General features: G+C 65.8%; 14 protein-coding genes. 4 read left to right on the top strand and 10 right to left on the bottom strand.

What is annotated here, in order from left to right:
• Window position 1: 1 nt before the first annotated feature.
• From U5L98_RS17020 to ffh, 8 genes are all read right to left on the bottom strand, one after another.
• Window positions 2–1,318: a homoserine dehydrogenase gene (locus tag U5L98_RS17020; RefSeq protein WP_322559465.1), complete on the bottom strand. Its 1,317-nt coding sequence runs from the start codon at window positions 1,316–1,318 to the stop codon at window positions 2–4.
• Window positions 1,319–1,403: 85 nt separating this feature from the next.
• Window positions 1,404–2,144 (bottom strand): DsbC family protein, encoded by a 741-nt coding sequence (locus U5L98_RS17015; protein ID WP_322559444.1) that lies wholly within the window; start codon window positions 2,142–2,144, stop codon window positions 1,404–1,406.
• 3 nt (window positions 2,145–2,147) lie between these two features.
• The gene (gene xerD, locus U5L98_RS17010; RefSeq protein WP_322559443.1) at window positions 2,148–3,038 is read right to left on the bottom strand and encodes a site-specific tyrosine recombinase XerD; all 891 of its coding nucleotides are present in this window, start codon (window positions 3,036–3,038) and stop codon (window positions 2,148–2,150) included.
• Window positions 3,039–3,167: 129 nt separating this feature from the next.
• A complete protein-coding gene (rplS, locus tag U5L98_RS17005; protein WP_322559442.1) occupies window positions 3,168–3,524 on the bottom strand; it encodes a 50S ribosomal protein L19 in 357 nt (118 codons plus the stop codon).
• Window positions 3,525–3,683: 159 nt separating this feature from the next.
• Entirely contained in the window at window positions 3,684–4,445 is a 762-nt protein-coding gene (gene trmD, locus U5L98_RS17000; protein WP_322559464.1) for a tRNA (guanosine(37)-N1)-methyltransferase TrmD, read from the bottom strand.
• A 29-nt stretch (window positions 4,446–4,474) separates the two neighbouring features.
• Window positions 4,475–5,023, bottom strand: a complete 549-nt coding sequence (rimM, locus tag U5L98_RS16995) for a ribosome maturation factor RimM (RefSeq protein WP_322559441.1) — start codon at window positions 5,021–5,023, stop codon at window positions 4,475–4,477.
• Window positions 5,024–5,063: 40 nt separating this feature from the next.
• Window positions 5,064–5,312 (bottom strand): 30S ribosomal protein S16, encoded by a 249-nt coding sequence (rpsP, locus tag U5L98_RS16990; RefSeq protein ID WP_151443516.1) that lies wholly within the window; start codon window positions 5,310–5,312, stop codon window positions 5,064–5,066.
• Between the two features lie 227 nt (window positions 5,313–5,539).
• Window positions 5,540–6,958, bottom strand: coding sequence for a signal recognition particle protein (gene ffh, locus U5L98_RS16985; RefSeq protein WP_322559440.1), 1,419 nt, complete (start codon window positions 6,956–6,958; stop codon window positions 5,540–5,542).
• A 226-nt stretch (window positions 6,959–7,184) separates the two neighbouring features.
• On the opposite strand from ffh, the gene U5L98_RS16980 reads away from it, so the two are divergent.
• Together U5L98_RS16980 and U5L98_RS16975 are read left to right on the top strand one after the other, a co-directional pair.
• Window positions 7,185–7,985, top strand: a complete 801-nt coding sequence (locus tag U5L98_RS16980; RefSeq protein ID WP_322559439.1) for a cytochrome C assembly family protein — start codon at window positions 7,185–7,187, stop codon at window positions 7,983–7,985.
• A gap of 76 nt (window positions 7,986–8,061) precedes the next feature.
• Complete coding sequence (locus U5L98_RS16975) at window positions 8,062–9,345, top strand: HlyC/CorC family transporter (protein WP_322559438.1); 1,284 nt, start codon at window positions 8,062–8,064, stop codon at window positions 9,343–9,345.
• 3 nt (window positions 9,346–9,348) lie between these two features.
• Here U5L98_RS16975 and U5L98_RS16970 read toward each other — a convergent pair whose 3' ends face one another.
• On the bottom strand, window positions 9,349–10,053 hold the full coding sequence (locus U5L98_RS16970; protein ID WP_322559437.1) for a 1-acyl-sn-glycerol-3-phosphate acyltransferase: 705 nt from the start codon (window positions 10,051–10,053) through the stop codon (window positions 9,349–9,351).
• The gene (locus tag U5L98_RS16965) at window positions 10,053–10,670 is read right to left on the bottom strand and encodes a TetR-like C-terminal domain-containing protein (protein WP_322559436.1); all 618 of its coding nucleotides are present in this window, start codon (window positions 10,668–10,670) and stop codon (window positions 10,053–10,055) included. Before U5L98_RS16965 ends, U5L98_RS16970 begins: the two co-directional genes overlap by 1 nt.
• 189 nt (window positions 10,671–10,859) lie before the next feature.
• On the opposite strand from U5L98_RS16965, the gene U5L98_RS16960 reads away from it, so the two are divergent.
• Window positions 10,860–11,543 carry an SOS response-associated peptidase gene (locus U5L98_RS16960; RefSeq protein ID WP_322559435.1) on the top strand — a complete coding sequence of 228 codons (684 nt, stop codon included), beginning with the start codon at window positions 10,860–10,862 and terminating at the stop codon, window positions 11,541–11,543.
• A gap of 2 nt (window positions 11,544–11,545) precedes the next feature.
• Window positions 11,546–14,395 carry an insulinase family protein gene (locus U5L98_RS16955; protein WP_416208274.1) on the top strand — a complete coding sequence of 950 codons (2,850 nt, stop codon included), beginning with the start codon at window positions 11,546–11,548 and terminating at the stop codon, window positions 14,393–14,395.
• The last annotated feature ends 60 nt before the right edge of the window (window positions 14,396–14,455 follow it).

Here is a 14,455-nt window from a genome sequence, read left to right as displayed (position 1 = left end):
CTCACTCCTGCTCGTCGAGACTTTCCACCCGGATGCGGGTGACCGGGCCGGCGATATCGGCCAGCGACTCGATCAGGCGCATCGCCTCGTTCATCTGCTTCTCGCGGGTACAGTGGGTCAGCAGGATGATCGGCACCAGTTCTCCCTCCTTGGCCTCCTTCTGGATCAAGGCCTCGATGGAGATGCCCTGTTCGGAGAGAATCGTCGCTACCCGCGCCAGCACCCCGGGGCGGTCCACCGCCAGCAACCTCAGGTAGTAGGCGGTGACGATGTCTTCCATGGGCATGATCGGCAGGTCGCTCTCCTGCTCGCCGATCCCGCTGAAGGCCAGATAGGGGACCCGATAGTGGTGATCGGTGGTGATGTCGCGTGCCACGTCCAGCAGATCGGCGACCACTGCTGAGGCGGTGGGCTCTGCACCGGCACCGGCGCCGTAGTAGAGGGTCGGCCCCACGGCATCGCCCATGATGGCGATGGCGTTCTTGACACCATAGACGCTGGCCAGCAGCCGCTCCTTGGGAATCAAGGTAGGATGCACGCGCAGCTCGAGCCCTGCCTCGGTGCGTTTGGAGATGCCCAGGTGCTTGATGATGTAGCCCAGGTTGTCGGCCTGCTCCACATCCTCGGCAGTGATGCGCGAGATGCCCTCGGTGTAAGCCTTGTCGAACTGCAGTGGCACGCCGTAAGCGATGGAGGCCAGTATCGTCAGCTTGTGGGCGGCATCGATACCCTCGACATCGAAGGTTGGGTCTGCCTCGGCATAACCCAGCGCCTGGGCCTCGGCGAGCACGTCCTCGAAGGCACGCCCCTCTTCACGCATGTGGGTCAGGATGTAGTTGCCGGTGCCGTTGATGATGCCGGCCACCCACTCGATACGGTTGGCGCCCAGACCCTCGCGCAGCGACTTGATCACCGGTATACCGCCGGCCACCGCCGCCTCGAAGGCTACGATCACGCCCTTCTCGTGGGCGGCCTTGAAGATCTCGTTGCCATGTACGGCGATCAGCGCCTTGTTGGCGGTGACCACGTGCTTGCCGTTCTCGATGGCGGTGAGTACCAGCTCGCGGGCCACATCGTAGCCGCCGATCAGTTCGACCAGCACGTCGATGTCGGGGTTGGTGGCCAGCTCGAAGACGTCGGAAGTGGTCTTTATGCCGGTGATGTCACATTCGGGATTGAGGCTGCGGAAGGCCACCTGCTCGATGACGATCGGGCGCCCCGCCCGCCGGGCGATATCATCGGCATTGCGTGTCAGCACGTTGAAGGTTCCGCCACCGACGGTCCCCAGGCCACAGATTCCCACTCTCACCGGTTTCAATGTCATTCCCCTCGTTCTGGCGTGTGTCTTAGCGTTGATCGGGCCCGTCCGGGCCCGTTATGCCGGCGTTCATCGACGTCGGTCTTCACTCGTTAAGGCCGAGCATGGCGGCCAGGCGTTCCGCCGGCACATACCCGGGCACCAGGCGGCCGTCGGGCAGCACGATCGCCGGCGTACCCTGGACACCCAACTCCATGCCCAGATGATACTGTTCCTCGACCGGATTGTCGCAGTCGGCGGCATTCGACAGCGCTTCCTCGCGCTTGGCCGCGGACATGGCCTCGGACGGATTGTCGGCGCACCACACCTGCTGCAGCTCGCGACCCCCCGGTGAACCCAGACCGCTGCGCGGGAAGGCAAGGTAGTGTACCTCGATGCCCCGCTCGTTGAGGCGCGGCACCTCGTCATGGAGCTGCCGGCAGTAGGGGCAGGTGGTGTCGGTGAAGACCACGAGCGTGGCGCGAGGCTCGCCGGTACCGCGGAAGACAACCCGCTCGCTCTCCGGCACCGCGGCGAGACGTTCGCTGCGCTCAGCGTTGCGCCCCTGCTCGGTGAGGTTGACCAGGCCGCCCTCGCCGTTCTCGTAAAGGTCGCCGACGAGGAAGTGGCTGCCCTCGGCGTTGCTGTAGAAGGTCTCACCGCTCTCCAGACTGACCTCGAAGAAGCCCTCTAGAGGTGTTTCGCGCACGCGCTCCACGGGCATGGACTGGCCATTGACCGTGAGTGTCTCGGCCAGCTGCTCGGCCGGATCGGCGTGTGCGACAGGTATCAGTGCCAGGGAGGCGGCGAACAGTCCGCCGCCCAAGGTAAGGATCGATCGTCTCATGTTTCAGCCTCGAGGATGATGGTCGGCATGCAGGGCTTCCAGTCGCACCTGCGCCACATGGGTATAGATCTGCGTGGTCGAAAGATCGCTGTGACCAAGCAGCAGCTGTACGACACGCAGGTTGGCCCCATGATTCAACAGATGGGTGGCGAAAGCGTGGCGCAGAGTGTGAGGGGACAGCGGTCGGTCGATGCCGGCGGTGCGCGCATGGGCCTTGATGCGGTGCCAGAAGGCCTGACGCGTCAGGCAGCGGTCGCTGCGTCCGGGAAACAGCGCCGGCCGGGTAATGTCGGCCATCAGTGCACCGCGAGCACCTCGCAGGTAGCGCGTCAGCCACACCACGGCCTCCTCGCCAAGTGGCACCAGGCGGTCCTTGTCACCCTTGCCACGCACACGGACCACGCCCTGGCGCAGATTGACGGCATCGGTAGTCAGCCCGACCAGTTCGCTGACCCGCAGCCCGGCCCCGTAGAGGACCTCGAGCATCGCCCGGTCGCGCTGACCCAGATCGGTGGAAAGGTCCGGAGCCGCGAGTAATCGCTCCACTTCTGACTCCTCAAGAGTATCGGGAAGCGAGGGACGTACCCGGGGTAGCCTCACCTCGGCCAGCGGGTCGTGGTCGACGACCCCCTCAGCCAGCGCCCAACGGTAGAACCCGCGCAGGCTGGAGAGCAAACGGGCGTTGCTGCGCAGGCTGTAACCGGCTTCGCGACGCTTGTCGAGCCAGGCCGGCAACGCCGTGCCGGCCGGTGCCAGCAATCGTTGGTCGACGCTCTCGAGGTGCGCCTGCCAGGCGGTCAGGTCATGGCGGTAGGCAGCCAGAGTATTGTCGCTTGCACCCCGCTCCAGCCACAGGCCGTCGAGGAAGGCGTCGACCAGCATACCCGCATCCATGGTGGTTTCCATACGGCTCCCGGACATGCCCCAGCAGAACGAAACCCCGCCCCGCGGCAGCGGTGACGGGGTTTCGCAAGGGGTGCGAGGCCTGAGGCCCGGCACCACGGGCCGGCGGAGGCGCTCGCCTCAGGCCAGCTTTTCCTTGATGCGGGCAGAACGACCGCTGCGCTCACGGAGGTAGTACAGCTTGGCCTGACGAACGTCACCGCGACGCTTGACCGCGATAGAGTCGACAAGCGGGCTGTAGGTCTGGAAGGTCCGCTCGACGCCGACACCGTGGGAGATCTTGCGCACGGTGAAAGCCGAGTTCAGGCCGCGGTTGCGCTTGCCGATGACGACGCCTTCGAAGGCCTGGAGGCGCTCACGGGCACCTTCCTTGACCTTGACCTGGACGACCACGGTATCGCCGGGGGCGAAGACCGGGATTTCCTTGCTCATCTGCTCGCTCTCGAGCGCCTGGATCACCTTGTTCTTGCTGCTCATGACATTGACTCCTTGATAACCTGATGCGCCGGTCGGCTTGTGTCGCCGGCGAATCGTGATCCCGGCGCTCGAATCGAGCTCGAGAGCGCGGGAATGCCGTTGGTGACACAGGTCCGCCGCCCACTCAGGGGTCGTGGCGTCCTGCACCTCCGCGCTGCCCTACCTGCCGGACAGCGCGTAATCCTCGATGAACTCCTCGAGCAGCTCGTGCTGCTCGGCACTCAACGCCCTGCCTTCCAGCAGGTCGGGACGCCTGAGCCAGGTCCGCCCCAGGGACTGCTTGAGCCGCCAGCGCCGGATGGCACCATGATGGCCGCTGAGCAGGACATCCGGCACCCGCCGCCCGTCGACTTCTTCCGGACGCGTGTAGTGCGGACAGTCCAGCAATCCGTCGTTGAAGGAGTCCTCGACCGCGGAGTCCTGATGGCCCAGCACACCGGGCACCAGCCTTGCCGCCGCGTCGATCAGCACCATGGCCGGCAGCTCGCCGCCGCTGAGCACATAGTCTCCGATCGACCACTCCTCATCGATGTCGGCTTCGACCACCCGCTCATCGATGCCTTCATAGCGTCCGGCCACTACCACCAGGGGCGGGCCCGACGCCAGTTCCTGCACGCCCGGCTGGTCCAGGCGGCGACCCTGAGGCGACAGGTAGATGACTCTCGGCCGTTCCCCGGTGGCCACCTCGGCCCGTTCACGGGCAGCGTGGATAGCCGAGCGCAGGGTATCGACCTTCATCAGCATCCCCGGGCCACCGCCATAGGGGCGATCGTCCACGGTGCGATGGCGATCGGTGGCGAAATCCCGGGGATTCCAGAACTCGATCGCAATGCGCCCCTTGTCAACCGCCCTGCCCGTGACGCCATGGCGAGTGATCGCCTCGAACATCTCGGGGAACAGCGACACCACGCCGATCCACATCGCCGATCCTGCCGGGGTCGAGCCGGACATCAAAATTCGGGGTCCCAGTCGACGGTCATCACGCCGGTCTCGAGATCCACCTCCAGCACCACCTCGCCGGGCAGGTAGGGCAACAACCGTTCGCGGGCTTCGATGCCCTCATCGGCCTCGCCCTTGACCACCATGACGTCGTTGGCGCCGGTCTCGAACAGGTAGCCGACCCGCCCCAGCGCCAGCCCCTCGCGGGTCACTACCCGAAGCCCCTCCAACTGATGCCAGTAGTACTCATCAGCGTCGAGCTCGGGCAGTTCTGCCTTGGGCAGCAGGATATCCGCGCCGGCCAGCGCTTCGGCCGCCTCGCGGCTATCGACACCATGGAGCTGGACCACCAGCCCCTTGCCGTGGCGACGCCCCTGCACGAGGCTCGCCCGGGTCAGCGACGACCCCTGGCGCAGCATCCAGGATGCATAGTCGAGGATGCCGTCCATGGGGCTGGTGTACGAATACACTTTCAACCAGCCCTTTACGCCGTGGGGACTGGTCAACTTGCCCAGCACCACATGATCGTCGTCAGGCTGAGCTTGCGCCTGTTCGCTCATCGACGACCCCTGGACCATTACGGCAGACAAGTCAGGCCCTTCAGGCCTGCTTGCGGGCTTCCTTGACCAGCTCGGCGACGCGATCGGAGAGCTGGGCACCCTGGCTCTGCCAGTGGCTGATGCGCTCCAGGTCGATGCGCAGGCGCTCTTCCTGGCCACGGGCCACAGGATTGAAGAAGCCCAGGCGCTCGATGAAACGGCCGTCGCGGGACTTGCGAGAATCGGTCACGGCGAGATGGTAGAAGGGACGCTTCTTGGCGCCACCACGTGCCAGACGAATGGTAACCATGCGTTGATTATCCTTCGGTTGAAGTTGCGGATGTTTCGGCCGAGGTGCCGAACCCTGCTGGCCCCTCGACGATCTGTCACGGGAAGCAGGCCGACGGCCCGGCTTCGGGTCATTCGGTCACGACGATGGCCGCGTCAATCGCGGTCCTGCCAGTGAGGAGGCAACATTCTACGGAAAACCCCACGACTTGGAAACCTTTTTGCGGGAGCCGCCCGCGGCAGGCTGGCTCAGCGCCGGGGCATACCGCCAGGGCCACCCATGCCGCCGGGACCACCCATGCCACCGGGGCCACCCGGACCTCCACCACCCATCATGCCGGACATGCCGCGCATCATCTTCTGCATGCCGCCTTTCTGCCCCGCCTTCTTCATCATCTTCTGCATCTGCTTGTGCTGCTTGAGCAGGCGATTGAGGTCCGGCACCTGCAGGCCAGCGCCAGCAGCGATGCGCCGCTTGCGCGAACCGTTGATGATCTCGGGCTTGCGGCGTTCCTGGGGAGTCATGGAGTTGATCAGCGCCTCCAGCTTGCCCATCTCCTTCTCGGGGCCCGGGCCCTGGGCCATCTCGGCCATCTGGCCCATGCCCGGCAGCTTGCCCATCAGGCCGCCCATGCCGCCCATCTTCTTGAGCTGCTGGAGCTGGTCGCGAAAGTCCTCGAGGTCGAAGCCCTGGCCCTTCTTGACCTTCTTGGCCAGCTGTTCGGCCTTGTTCTTGTCGACGGTGCGCTCGGCCTCCTCGATCAGCGACAGTACGTCACCCATGCCGAGAATACGCGAGGCCACGCGGTCCGGATGGAAGGGCTCAAGGGCATCGACCTTCTCGCCCACCCCCATGAACTTGATCGGCTTGCCGGTAATGTGGCGCACCGAGAGCGCCGCCCCACCGCGGGCGTCACCATCGGCCTTGGTGAGAATTACCCCGGTCAGTGGCAGCGCTTCGTGGAAGGCCTTGGCGGTATTGGCAGCATCCTGGCCGGTCATGGCATCGACGACGAACAGCGTTTCGTCGGGCACCACGACCTTATGCAGCGCCTGAATCTCGGCCATCATCGCCTCGTCGATGGCCAGGCGACCGGCTGTGTCGACGATCACCACGTCATGAAACTGGATCTTTGCGTGCTTGATGGCCGCCTTGGCGATATCGACGGGCTTCTGATCGGAGCGCGACGGGAAGAAGTCAACCTCGACCTCGCGGGCCAGGGTCTCCAGTTGATCGATGGCCGCCGGCCGATAGACGTCGGCGGAAACCACCAGCACCTTTTTCTTCTCTCGCTCGAGCAGGTAACGCGCCAGCTTGGCCACCGAGGTGGTCTTGCCCGCGCCCTGCAGACCCGCCATCAGCACCACGGCGGGGGCGCTCTTGAGGGTCAGACCCTCGTTGGCCTCGCCCATGATCGCCTCGAGCTCCTGCTGGACGATCTTGACGAACTGCTGACCCGGGGAGAGGCTCTGGGAGACCTCCTGGCCAACGGCGCGCTCGCGTACGCGGTCGATGAACGCCTTGACCACCGGCAGGGCCACGTCGGCCTCGAGCAGCGCCCGGCGCACCTCGCGCAGGGTATCCTTGACGTTGTCCTCGGTCAGGCGCGCCTGACCCTTGATCGACTTGAGCGTCTGGGACAGGCGCTCGCTTAGGTTCTGGAACATCGGGCCTCTCCACTGACAATGGCCGGGGAGCCGAGCCGGTATCGGCCGAGAGCTCCCTGCAATGGTCGAAAATTATACGCCCTGTGGCCGCCAGTCTCCATGCATGGCGGGCATTCGCGCCTCGGCGCGACACGCTGCCGCGCTGTGCGTGGCCCAGCGGATTCGGTATAGTGACAACACCATTCAATACTACCAGGCGCTGGCGCAGGCGCACGGACAGCGATCGATGCAGCCGCTATCACTTGCCGTCATGGCCTTCATCTTCTATCTGGGAGCCGCCTCCTGGCAGGGGCTGACCCTTCTCCGCCGGGTGCCGCCACGCGCCATGCTGGTTCGCAGCCTGGGCCTGCTCGGCCTGCTCTGCCACCTGCCTCTGGCCGCCACCCTGCTGGCCCGGGGCAACTCCCTGCTACCCGGACTCTCCACCAGCGCAGTGCTGGCCAGCGGCCTGGCCGTGCTTGTATTGCTGGCAGTCAGCCTCATCAAGCCCGTCCTCAATGTCGCCACCGGCCTGTTGCCGCTGGCCGGCCTGACCCTGCTGCTGGCCGTCGGCCTGCCGAGCCCTGAGCGCGGGGCCGGCATGACCCCGGGGATCGCCCTGCACGCCCTGAGTTCCGCGCTGGCCTTCGCGCTGCTGGCCATCGCCGCCATCCAGGCGGTGCTGCTCGGCATCCAGAATCAGGCCCTGCGTCACCACCACATCCGTGGCGTGGTCCAGTCCCTGCCGCCACTGACCACCATGGAGCGAATACTCTTTGAGTTGATCTGGGCCGGCATGATCCTGCTGACCCTGTCGATCGTCAGTGGCTTCCTGTTCCTCGACAACATGTTCGCCCAGCACCTGGCCCACAAGTCGATCCTTTCCTTGGCCGCCTGGGTGATCTTTGCCACCCTGCTGTTCAGCCACCATCGACTGGGCTGGCGGGGCATGCGTGCGGTCCGCTGGACGCTGGGCGGCTGCCTGGTGCTGCTGTTGGCCTATTTCGGCAGCAAGTTCGTACTGGAGATACTGCTCGACCGCGGCTGACCCCGGCAAGCGCCTTGACACCGGGTGATTGACCCCCTACAACTCGAGCCTGATACGCCTGTGAGGACCCTTCGACTTGAGTGACGACTTCCCGCTGGGACTGCTGTTCGGCCTGCTGTTCCTACTCGTCTGTCTTTCTGCCTTCTTTTCCAGTTCCGAGACCGGGATGATGTCGATCAACCGCTACCGCCTGAGCCATCAGGCGAACAGCGGTGAACGCCCCGCTCAGCGGGTAATGCGCTTGCTAGCCCGGCCCGACCGGCTGATCGGCGTGATCCTGATCGGCAACAATCTGGTCAACAACCTGGCCGCGGCGATTGCCACGGTGCTCGCCATTCATTTCTTCGGCGAAGTCTCCGGCCCGGCCATCGCCCCGCTGATCCTCACCATTGTGATCCTTATCTTCGCCGAGGTGGGCCCCAAGACCTATGCGGCAATCAGGCCGGAGCGCATCGCCTACCCCGCCTCGCTGGTGCTCGAGCCGCTGCTCAAGCTGCTCTATCCGCTGGTATGGCTGGTCAACGCGATTTCCAACGGTCTGCTTCACCTGCTGGGAGTAAGGAACATCGACGGAGGGGCCGACAACCTGACCCGCGACGAGCTGCGCACCGTGGTCCACGAGGCCGGCACTCTGATCCCGCACCGCCACCAGGCGATGCTGCTGTCGATCCTCGACCTCGAGAACGTCACCGTGAACGACATCATGGTGCCGCGCCACGAAGTGATGGGCCTCGATCTGGATGACGACCTGGAAGAGATCCTAGCCCGCATACGTACCAGCCAGCACACCCGAGTACCGGTCTACAAGGGCGACATCAACAACATCATCGGCATGCTCCACCTGCGTAATGCCGCGCGCTTCCTGTCCCGCGGAGAAGTGACCAAGGCCGCCATCGTCCAGGAGGCCCGCGAGCCCTACTTCATCCCCGAGTCGACCCCTCTGCACACCCAACTGCTCAATTTCCAGAAACAGAAGCGGCGCATCGGCATCGTGGTGGACGAGTACGGTGACGTGGAGGGACTGGTCACCCTGGAAGACATCCTCGAAGAGATCGTCGGCGAGTTCACCACCGACGTGGCGGGCCTGAATCAGGAGATTCACCCTCAGGAGGACGGCAGCCATGTGATCGATGGCACCGCCAACATCCGCGACGTCAACAAAGCGTTGGGCTGGCAGCTGCCCACGGATGGCCCCAAGACTCTCAATGGCGTGATCCTCGAACACCTTGAGTCCTTCCCCGACGGCCCGGCCTGCCTGCAGATCGGCAACGTGCGCATGGAGATCCTCGAGGTTCGCGACAACCTGATCACTGCGGCACGCTGCTGGCAGCCGGTTCGTCGCCCCGCGCGCCGCGGCTGATCCCTACTTCTGTCCGCTGTCGATCCAACTGTCGGCCTCGACCTTGATCGCGCGCACCCGGGCCTCTACGTTGTGCCGATTTGCCTCGGCGGGCGGAATAAGCTCACCGAAGATCAGTGCCACACGCGCCCGGAAACGCCGGGGCGGTTTGGTCAGCGCCTTACCGCCATAATTAGAGGTCCAGGACCCCCAGAGGCCAGCAATCCCAGCGGGCACCACCGGCACCGCGTCTCGCGCCAGTATCAGTTCGAGACCGCGACGAAAGGGATGCACCTCGCCATCCGGGCTCAAACGGCCCTCGGGGAACACCATCACCACCTCACCCTGGCGCAGCGCACGGCTGACCTCGGTCAGCGCATGACGCACACTGCCCGGATCACGACGGTCGGCGTCCACGGGAATGGCACCCACCAGGCGGAACAGCCAGTTGAGCCAGGGCGAATCGAAGATCGGCTTGTCCATCAGGAAGCGCAGCGGCCTGGGGCTTGCCCCGCCCACCACCAGCGCATCCATGAAGCTGACATGATTGCAGACGACGATGGCCGGACCAGTCGGTGGAATCTGGTGTCGACCGCGGAAACGCAAACGATAGACGATGTGGACCAGCATGAAGACCAGCCAGCGCAGGCAGGGCCTGGGCGAGCTGGCCACTCGCCAGCTCCCCGCTACCACTGCCAGGCCCGTGACACCCCATAGCCAGGGGGCCATCATGCCACGCCAGGCGGCTGCCGGAGGCCGGCCAGGATGGTCGAGAGCAGCTGATCGAGCAGTTCGCGCACCTCGAGCGGCTCGCCTTGCCAGTGCCCGAGACGTTCGTTGAGCCCCAGTTGGACCAGGCCATGGACACTACCCCATAGGGTGCGGCTCAGCCGCCGCGCTTCGAGGTCGTCCAGCGCAGGCTGATACTCCTTGAGGGTTGCCTCCACGCGCAGGAAGAGGCCCTCGATCATCTCGTTCTGGCGCTGGTCCAGCTCCCCTTCCTGGGCCAGGGGGTAGTCGAACAGTAGCTGCCAACGATAGGCATCCTGACGGGCGAACTGCCAGTAGGCCCTGGCCAATGCCTTGAGCCGCTCCTCGGGAGCAACATCGGCGAGCAGTGGTTCGATCTCCCCGCGCAAGCGCGCCAGTGTCTCGATGTTGACGTGCTGCAACAGGTTGCCAAAGCTGCCGTAGAGCTTGAGCAGGGTACTCGGCGCACAGCCGACCTCCCGGGCAAGGGCACGCAGCGACAGCATGTGGGCCGGGTGCTCCTGCAGCCAGGCATCGCATGCGGCCATGACCTGGGCATGGAGTGCCTCGGGAGCATGCTGTCTGGGACGGGCCATCGAGTTCCTCGCAAGGTAGTGACTGGCATCGCGGGATGGGCGGCCAAGGATACTCTCATCGAACACTGTTTTCGACAGAATATCCCACACGGATGGCGATGCAAGCTGTTGACAGCATCGCCGCCTGCTCGGCGCTTCCCACACCATGTCGACTTGGTTACCCTGGCGCTCCACCACTGCGGAGATCCCATGGCCGGCCGACTGTACATCGCCCCCCTCGAGCTCGAGCACGTGCTGCCCGAGCTGGTCGCCGAGACCATACTGATCACCGGCCCCAACCTGGCCCCACGGCGCCCCCTGTCGATCGTCCGCCTGGAAGGGGGCCGGCCGCGCCTGGCGAACGCCTTCTGGGGACTCACGCCCCCCTGGCTGAAAGTGCTCGACCACGCGCCCCACTGCGCCCGGGCCGAGGCGCTCACGACCCGCCCCATGTTTCGCGAGGCCTTCGGCGCTCGCCGCTGCCTGGTGCCGGCCAGCGGCGTCTATGTGTGGAAGCAGGAGCCGCGCTTCAAGCAGCCCTTCCTGGTGACTCGGGCCGACCGAGGGCCGCTGCTGCTGGCGGGGCTCTGGTGCCGCTTCCATACCACCCTGAGCGAATACAATGACTCCATGGCGCTGATCACAGTGCCTACGGAGGGGCTGCTCCTCCCGCTCACCGACCGCCTGCCGGCGGTGATTGCCCCCGAGAATGCCCGACGCTGGCTCGACCCGCAGACACCGCTGGCCGAAGCACAGGCGCTGCTCACACCCGCGCCGAGGGAACTCTTGGGCGCTTTCCCGGTATCAAGACGAGTGAATGACCCGGCCAACCAGGATCCGGCCTGCGCCCACCCCACCGGGCCCATGCTGCGCCACCCCGTCCCACAGGAGTGATGATGACACAGCCCTTGTCTGTCCCCTTGCACCAATCGGTCCGACTGCTCGCCTGGTTCGCCATGGCCGTGGCCCTGATGACCAGCCAGGCGGCCTGGGCAGAGGCACCCGCGCCGGCAGAGGCCGTCGATGAGGTCGTCTCGCCACGGGTGAGCCCGCACGACGACCGCGACTACCGGGCCCTGACCCTGGACAACGGCCTGAGCGTGCTGCTGGTCAGTGATGACGAGGCTGACCGCGCCGCCGCCTCGCTCAACGTCGGTGTGGGCAGCGCCCAGGACCCGGAGGACCTGGCCGGCCTGGCCCACTTCCTCGAACACATGCTGTTCCTGGGCACCGACGAGTATCCCGAGTCGGATGCCTACCAGGCCTATCTGTCGCGCCACGGCGGTGGCCACAATGCCTTCACCGCTCCCCACGACACCAACTACTTCTTCGACATCGAGCCCGACGCCCTGCCCGGCGCCCTGGACCGCTTCAGCCGCTTCTTCGTTGCCCCGCTATTCAACGCCGACCGCCTCGAGAGCGAGCGCAACGTGGTGCACTCCGAGTACCAAGCCCGCATCCGCGACGACGGGCGACGCACCTCGGACGTCCTCGACCAGCTGCTCAATCCCGAGCACCCCACCACCGGCTTCTCGGTGGGCAGCCGCGAGACACTGGCCGACCGCCCCGAAGGTGAACCGAGCCTGCGCGAACGTGTGATCGCCTTCTACGAGGACCATTACGGAGCCAACGTGATGCACCTGGCGGTGGTGGCTCCCCAGCCCCTCGATGAGCTGGAAGACATGATCACCGAGCGTTTCGCCGAGATACCCGCCCGGGGCCTCTCCCGCCCGGTCATCGAGACGCCGTTGGTGAACGAGCAGACACTACCCCGCGCGGCCGAGATGCAGTCGGTGCGCGACAGCCAGCGGATCAGCTTCCTTTTCCCGGTGCCCGACCCCCAGCAGGCCTACCGCCACAAGCCAGCCGACTACCTGGCTAACCTGCTCGGTCACGAGGGCGAGGGCAGCCTGCTCGCGGTGCTGCGCGAGGCTGGCTGGGCCGACGGCCTCTCCGCCGGCGTCACCCGCGGTGATGGCCGCCATGCCCTGTTCACGGTGGACATCAGTCTGACCCCGGACGGCGCCGAGCACCTCGACCGCATCCAGGCCAGCCTGTTCGCGAAGATCGAACAGATCCGGAACGACGGCCTGGCAGATTGGCGCTACGAGGAGCAGGCGCGCCTGGCTGACCAGCAGTTCCGCTTCCAGCAACACGGCTCCCCGCAAAGCGATGCCATGCGGCTGGCCATGAACCTGTCTCGCTATCCGCTGGAAGACGTCAATGTTGCGCCCTACCTGATGGAGGATTACGACCGCGACCAGATCTTCCGCTGGCTCGACGGCCTGGGTTCCGACAGGCTGCTGCGGCTCTACAGCGGTCCGGAGGTCGAAGGCGATATGATCTCACCCTGGTTCGATGCGCCGTGGCGCGAGGTCGAAGCGAGCAGTAAGGCTGAGCCACTGGCGGGCCTCGCACTGCCCGAGCCCAACCCCTACATCGCCGAGGACTTCGAACTGCTCGACCGCCACGATGAGGTCCCGGAGAAGCGGCTCGACGAAACGGGCTTCACCTTCTGGCACAAGGCGGATGCCACCTTTACCACCCCCAAGGTGGAGTGGCGCCTCAGCCTGCAGCACCCCGCCGCCGGTCAGAAGGCTCGCGAGGCAGCCCTGTCACGCCTGCTCGCCGGCTGGCTCGGCGATAGCCTCAACGAGACCCTCTACCCGGCACGCCTGGCCGGCCATGATGTCGAGGCTTATGCCCACGCCCGAGGCATCACCCTGTCATTCTCCGGCTGGCGGGACCGCCAGGATCGACTGATCGCCCGGGTGCTCGCCCAGCTGCAGGAGGGCGAAATCGAGGCGGCAAGCTTCGACCGGGTGAACTATCGCCTGCAGCGCGAATGGCGCAACGCCCCCCAGGATGCCCTCTACCGGCAGGCCCACCGCACCCTGTCCGAGGCCCTGGTACGCCCCCAGTGGCCTACCCAGGCCCTGCTCGAGGCGAGCCGGGAACTCGACGTCGAGGCCCTGCGCGAGTTTCGCGAGCGCTTCCTGGCCGAGCTACGTCTGGAGGCCATGGCCGTGGGCAACCTCGACGCCGCCCTCGCCGAACGTGAGGCCCGGCTGGTCGCCGAGGCGCTCTCTCCATCCCTCGCAGCCGACAAGATCCCGGATCTCGTCCCTCTACAGGCGAACGACCTGCCGACACTGACCCCGGCCACCACCCGGGAGGAGTCACTGGTGCTGCGCTACCTTCAGGGGCCGGACCGCTCGCTCGACAGCCAGGCACGCCTGGCGGTGCTGGGCCAACTGCTGGAGACGCCTTTCTACCAGCGGCTACGCACCGAGGAACAGCTCGGCTACGTGGTCAACGCCGGCTACTCGCCGATGCTCGATGCCCCCGGAATCAGCCTGCTGGTGCAGTCCCCCGACACGCAAAGCGAGGCAATCCAGGCCCGCATCGATGTCTTCCTGGACGACTTCGCCGAGCGACTCGCAGCGCTCGACGATGACGACCTGGCCACTTACCGCCAGGCCGTGCACGACCAGTTGATGCAGCGCGACACCAGCCTTTCCGGGCGCACCAACCGCCTGTGGCGCGCACTCGCCTATGGTGACACCGATTTCGACCGCCATCGCCGCCTCGCCGAGCGGGCCCTGACCGTGACCGCCAAGGAACTGCAGGAAAGTTGGCCGGCGCTTCGCGAGGACGCCGTGGCACGAGTCAACTTCGACCCGGGTGACGAACCCAGTGACGTACTCGCCCTGAGCCGTCAGCTGGAACCGCTGCCTGAGGAGTGAGAGATAAGGAGTAAGGGGCGCCGGGGGCAGGCCGAAGAGGAGGTCCTACGCCAAGGATGG

Origin of the sequence: Halomonas sp. (genome assembly GCF_034520545.1) — a bacterium.
Classification (GTDB): Bacteria; Pseudomonadota; Gammaproteobacteria; order Pseudomonadales; family Halomonadaceae; genus Halomonas.
Note: the sequence above shows the minus strand (reverse complement) of the source record. Positions and strands in the feature narration are given on the sequence as shown.

Bases quoted from the DNA above. Each gene is read 5' to 3' on its own strand.
- U5L98_RS17015 (WP_322559444.1), bottom strand. From the start codon at position 2,144: ATGAGACGATCGATCCTTACCTTGGGCGGCGGACTGTTCGCCGCCTCC.
- xerD (WP_322559443.1), bottom strand. From the start codon at position 3,038: ATGGATGCGGGTATGCTGGTCGACGCCTTCCTCGACGGCCTGTGGCTG.
- rplS (WP_322559442.1), bottom strand. From the start codon at position 3,524: ATGAGCAGCAAGAACAAGGTGATCCAGGCGCTCGAGAGCGAGCAGATG.
- trmD (WP_322559464.1), bottom strand. From the start codon at position 4,445: ATGTGGATCGGCGTGGTGTCGCTGTTCCCCGAGATGTTCGAGGCGATC.
- rimM (WP_322559441.1), bottom strand. From the start codon at position 5,023: ATGAGCGAACAGGCGCAAGCTCAGCCTGACGACGATCATGTGGTGCTG.
- rpsP (WP_151443516.1), bottom strand. From the start codon at position 5,312: ATGGTTACCATTCGTCTGGCACGTGGTGGCGCCAAGAAGCGTCCCTTC.
- ffh (WP_322559440.1), bottom strand. From the start codon at position 6,958: ATGTTCCAGAACCTAAGCGAGCGCCTGTCCCAGACGCTCAAGTCGATC.
- U5L98_RS16980 (WP_322559439.1), top strand. From the start codon at position 7,185: ATGCAGCCGCTATCACTTGCCGTCATGGCCTTCATCTTCTATCTGGGA.
- U5L98_RS16970 (WP_322559437.1), bottom strand. From the start codon at position 10,053: ATGGCCCCCTGGCTATGGGGTGTCACGGGCCTGGCAGTGGTAGCGGGG.
- U5L98_RS16965 (WP_322559436.1), bottom strand. From the start codon at position 10,670: ATGGCCCGTCCCAGACAGCATGCTCCCGAGGCACTCCATGCCCAGGTC.
- U5L98_RS16960 (WP_322559435.1), top strand. From the start codon at position 10,860: ATGGCCGGCCGACTGTACATCGCCCCCCTCGAGCTCGAGCACGTGCTG.
- U5L98_RS16955 (WP_416208274.1), top strand. From the start codon at position 11,546: ATGACACAGCCCTTGTCTGTCCCCTTGCACCAATCGGTCCGACTGCTC.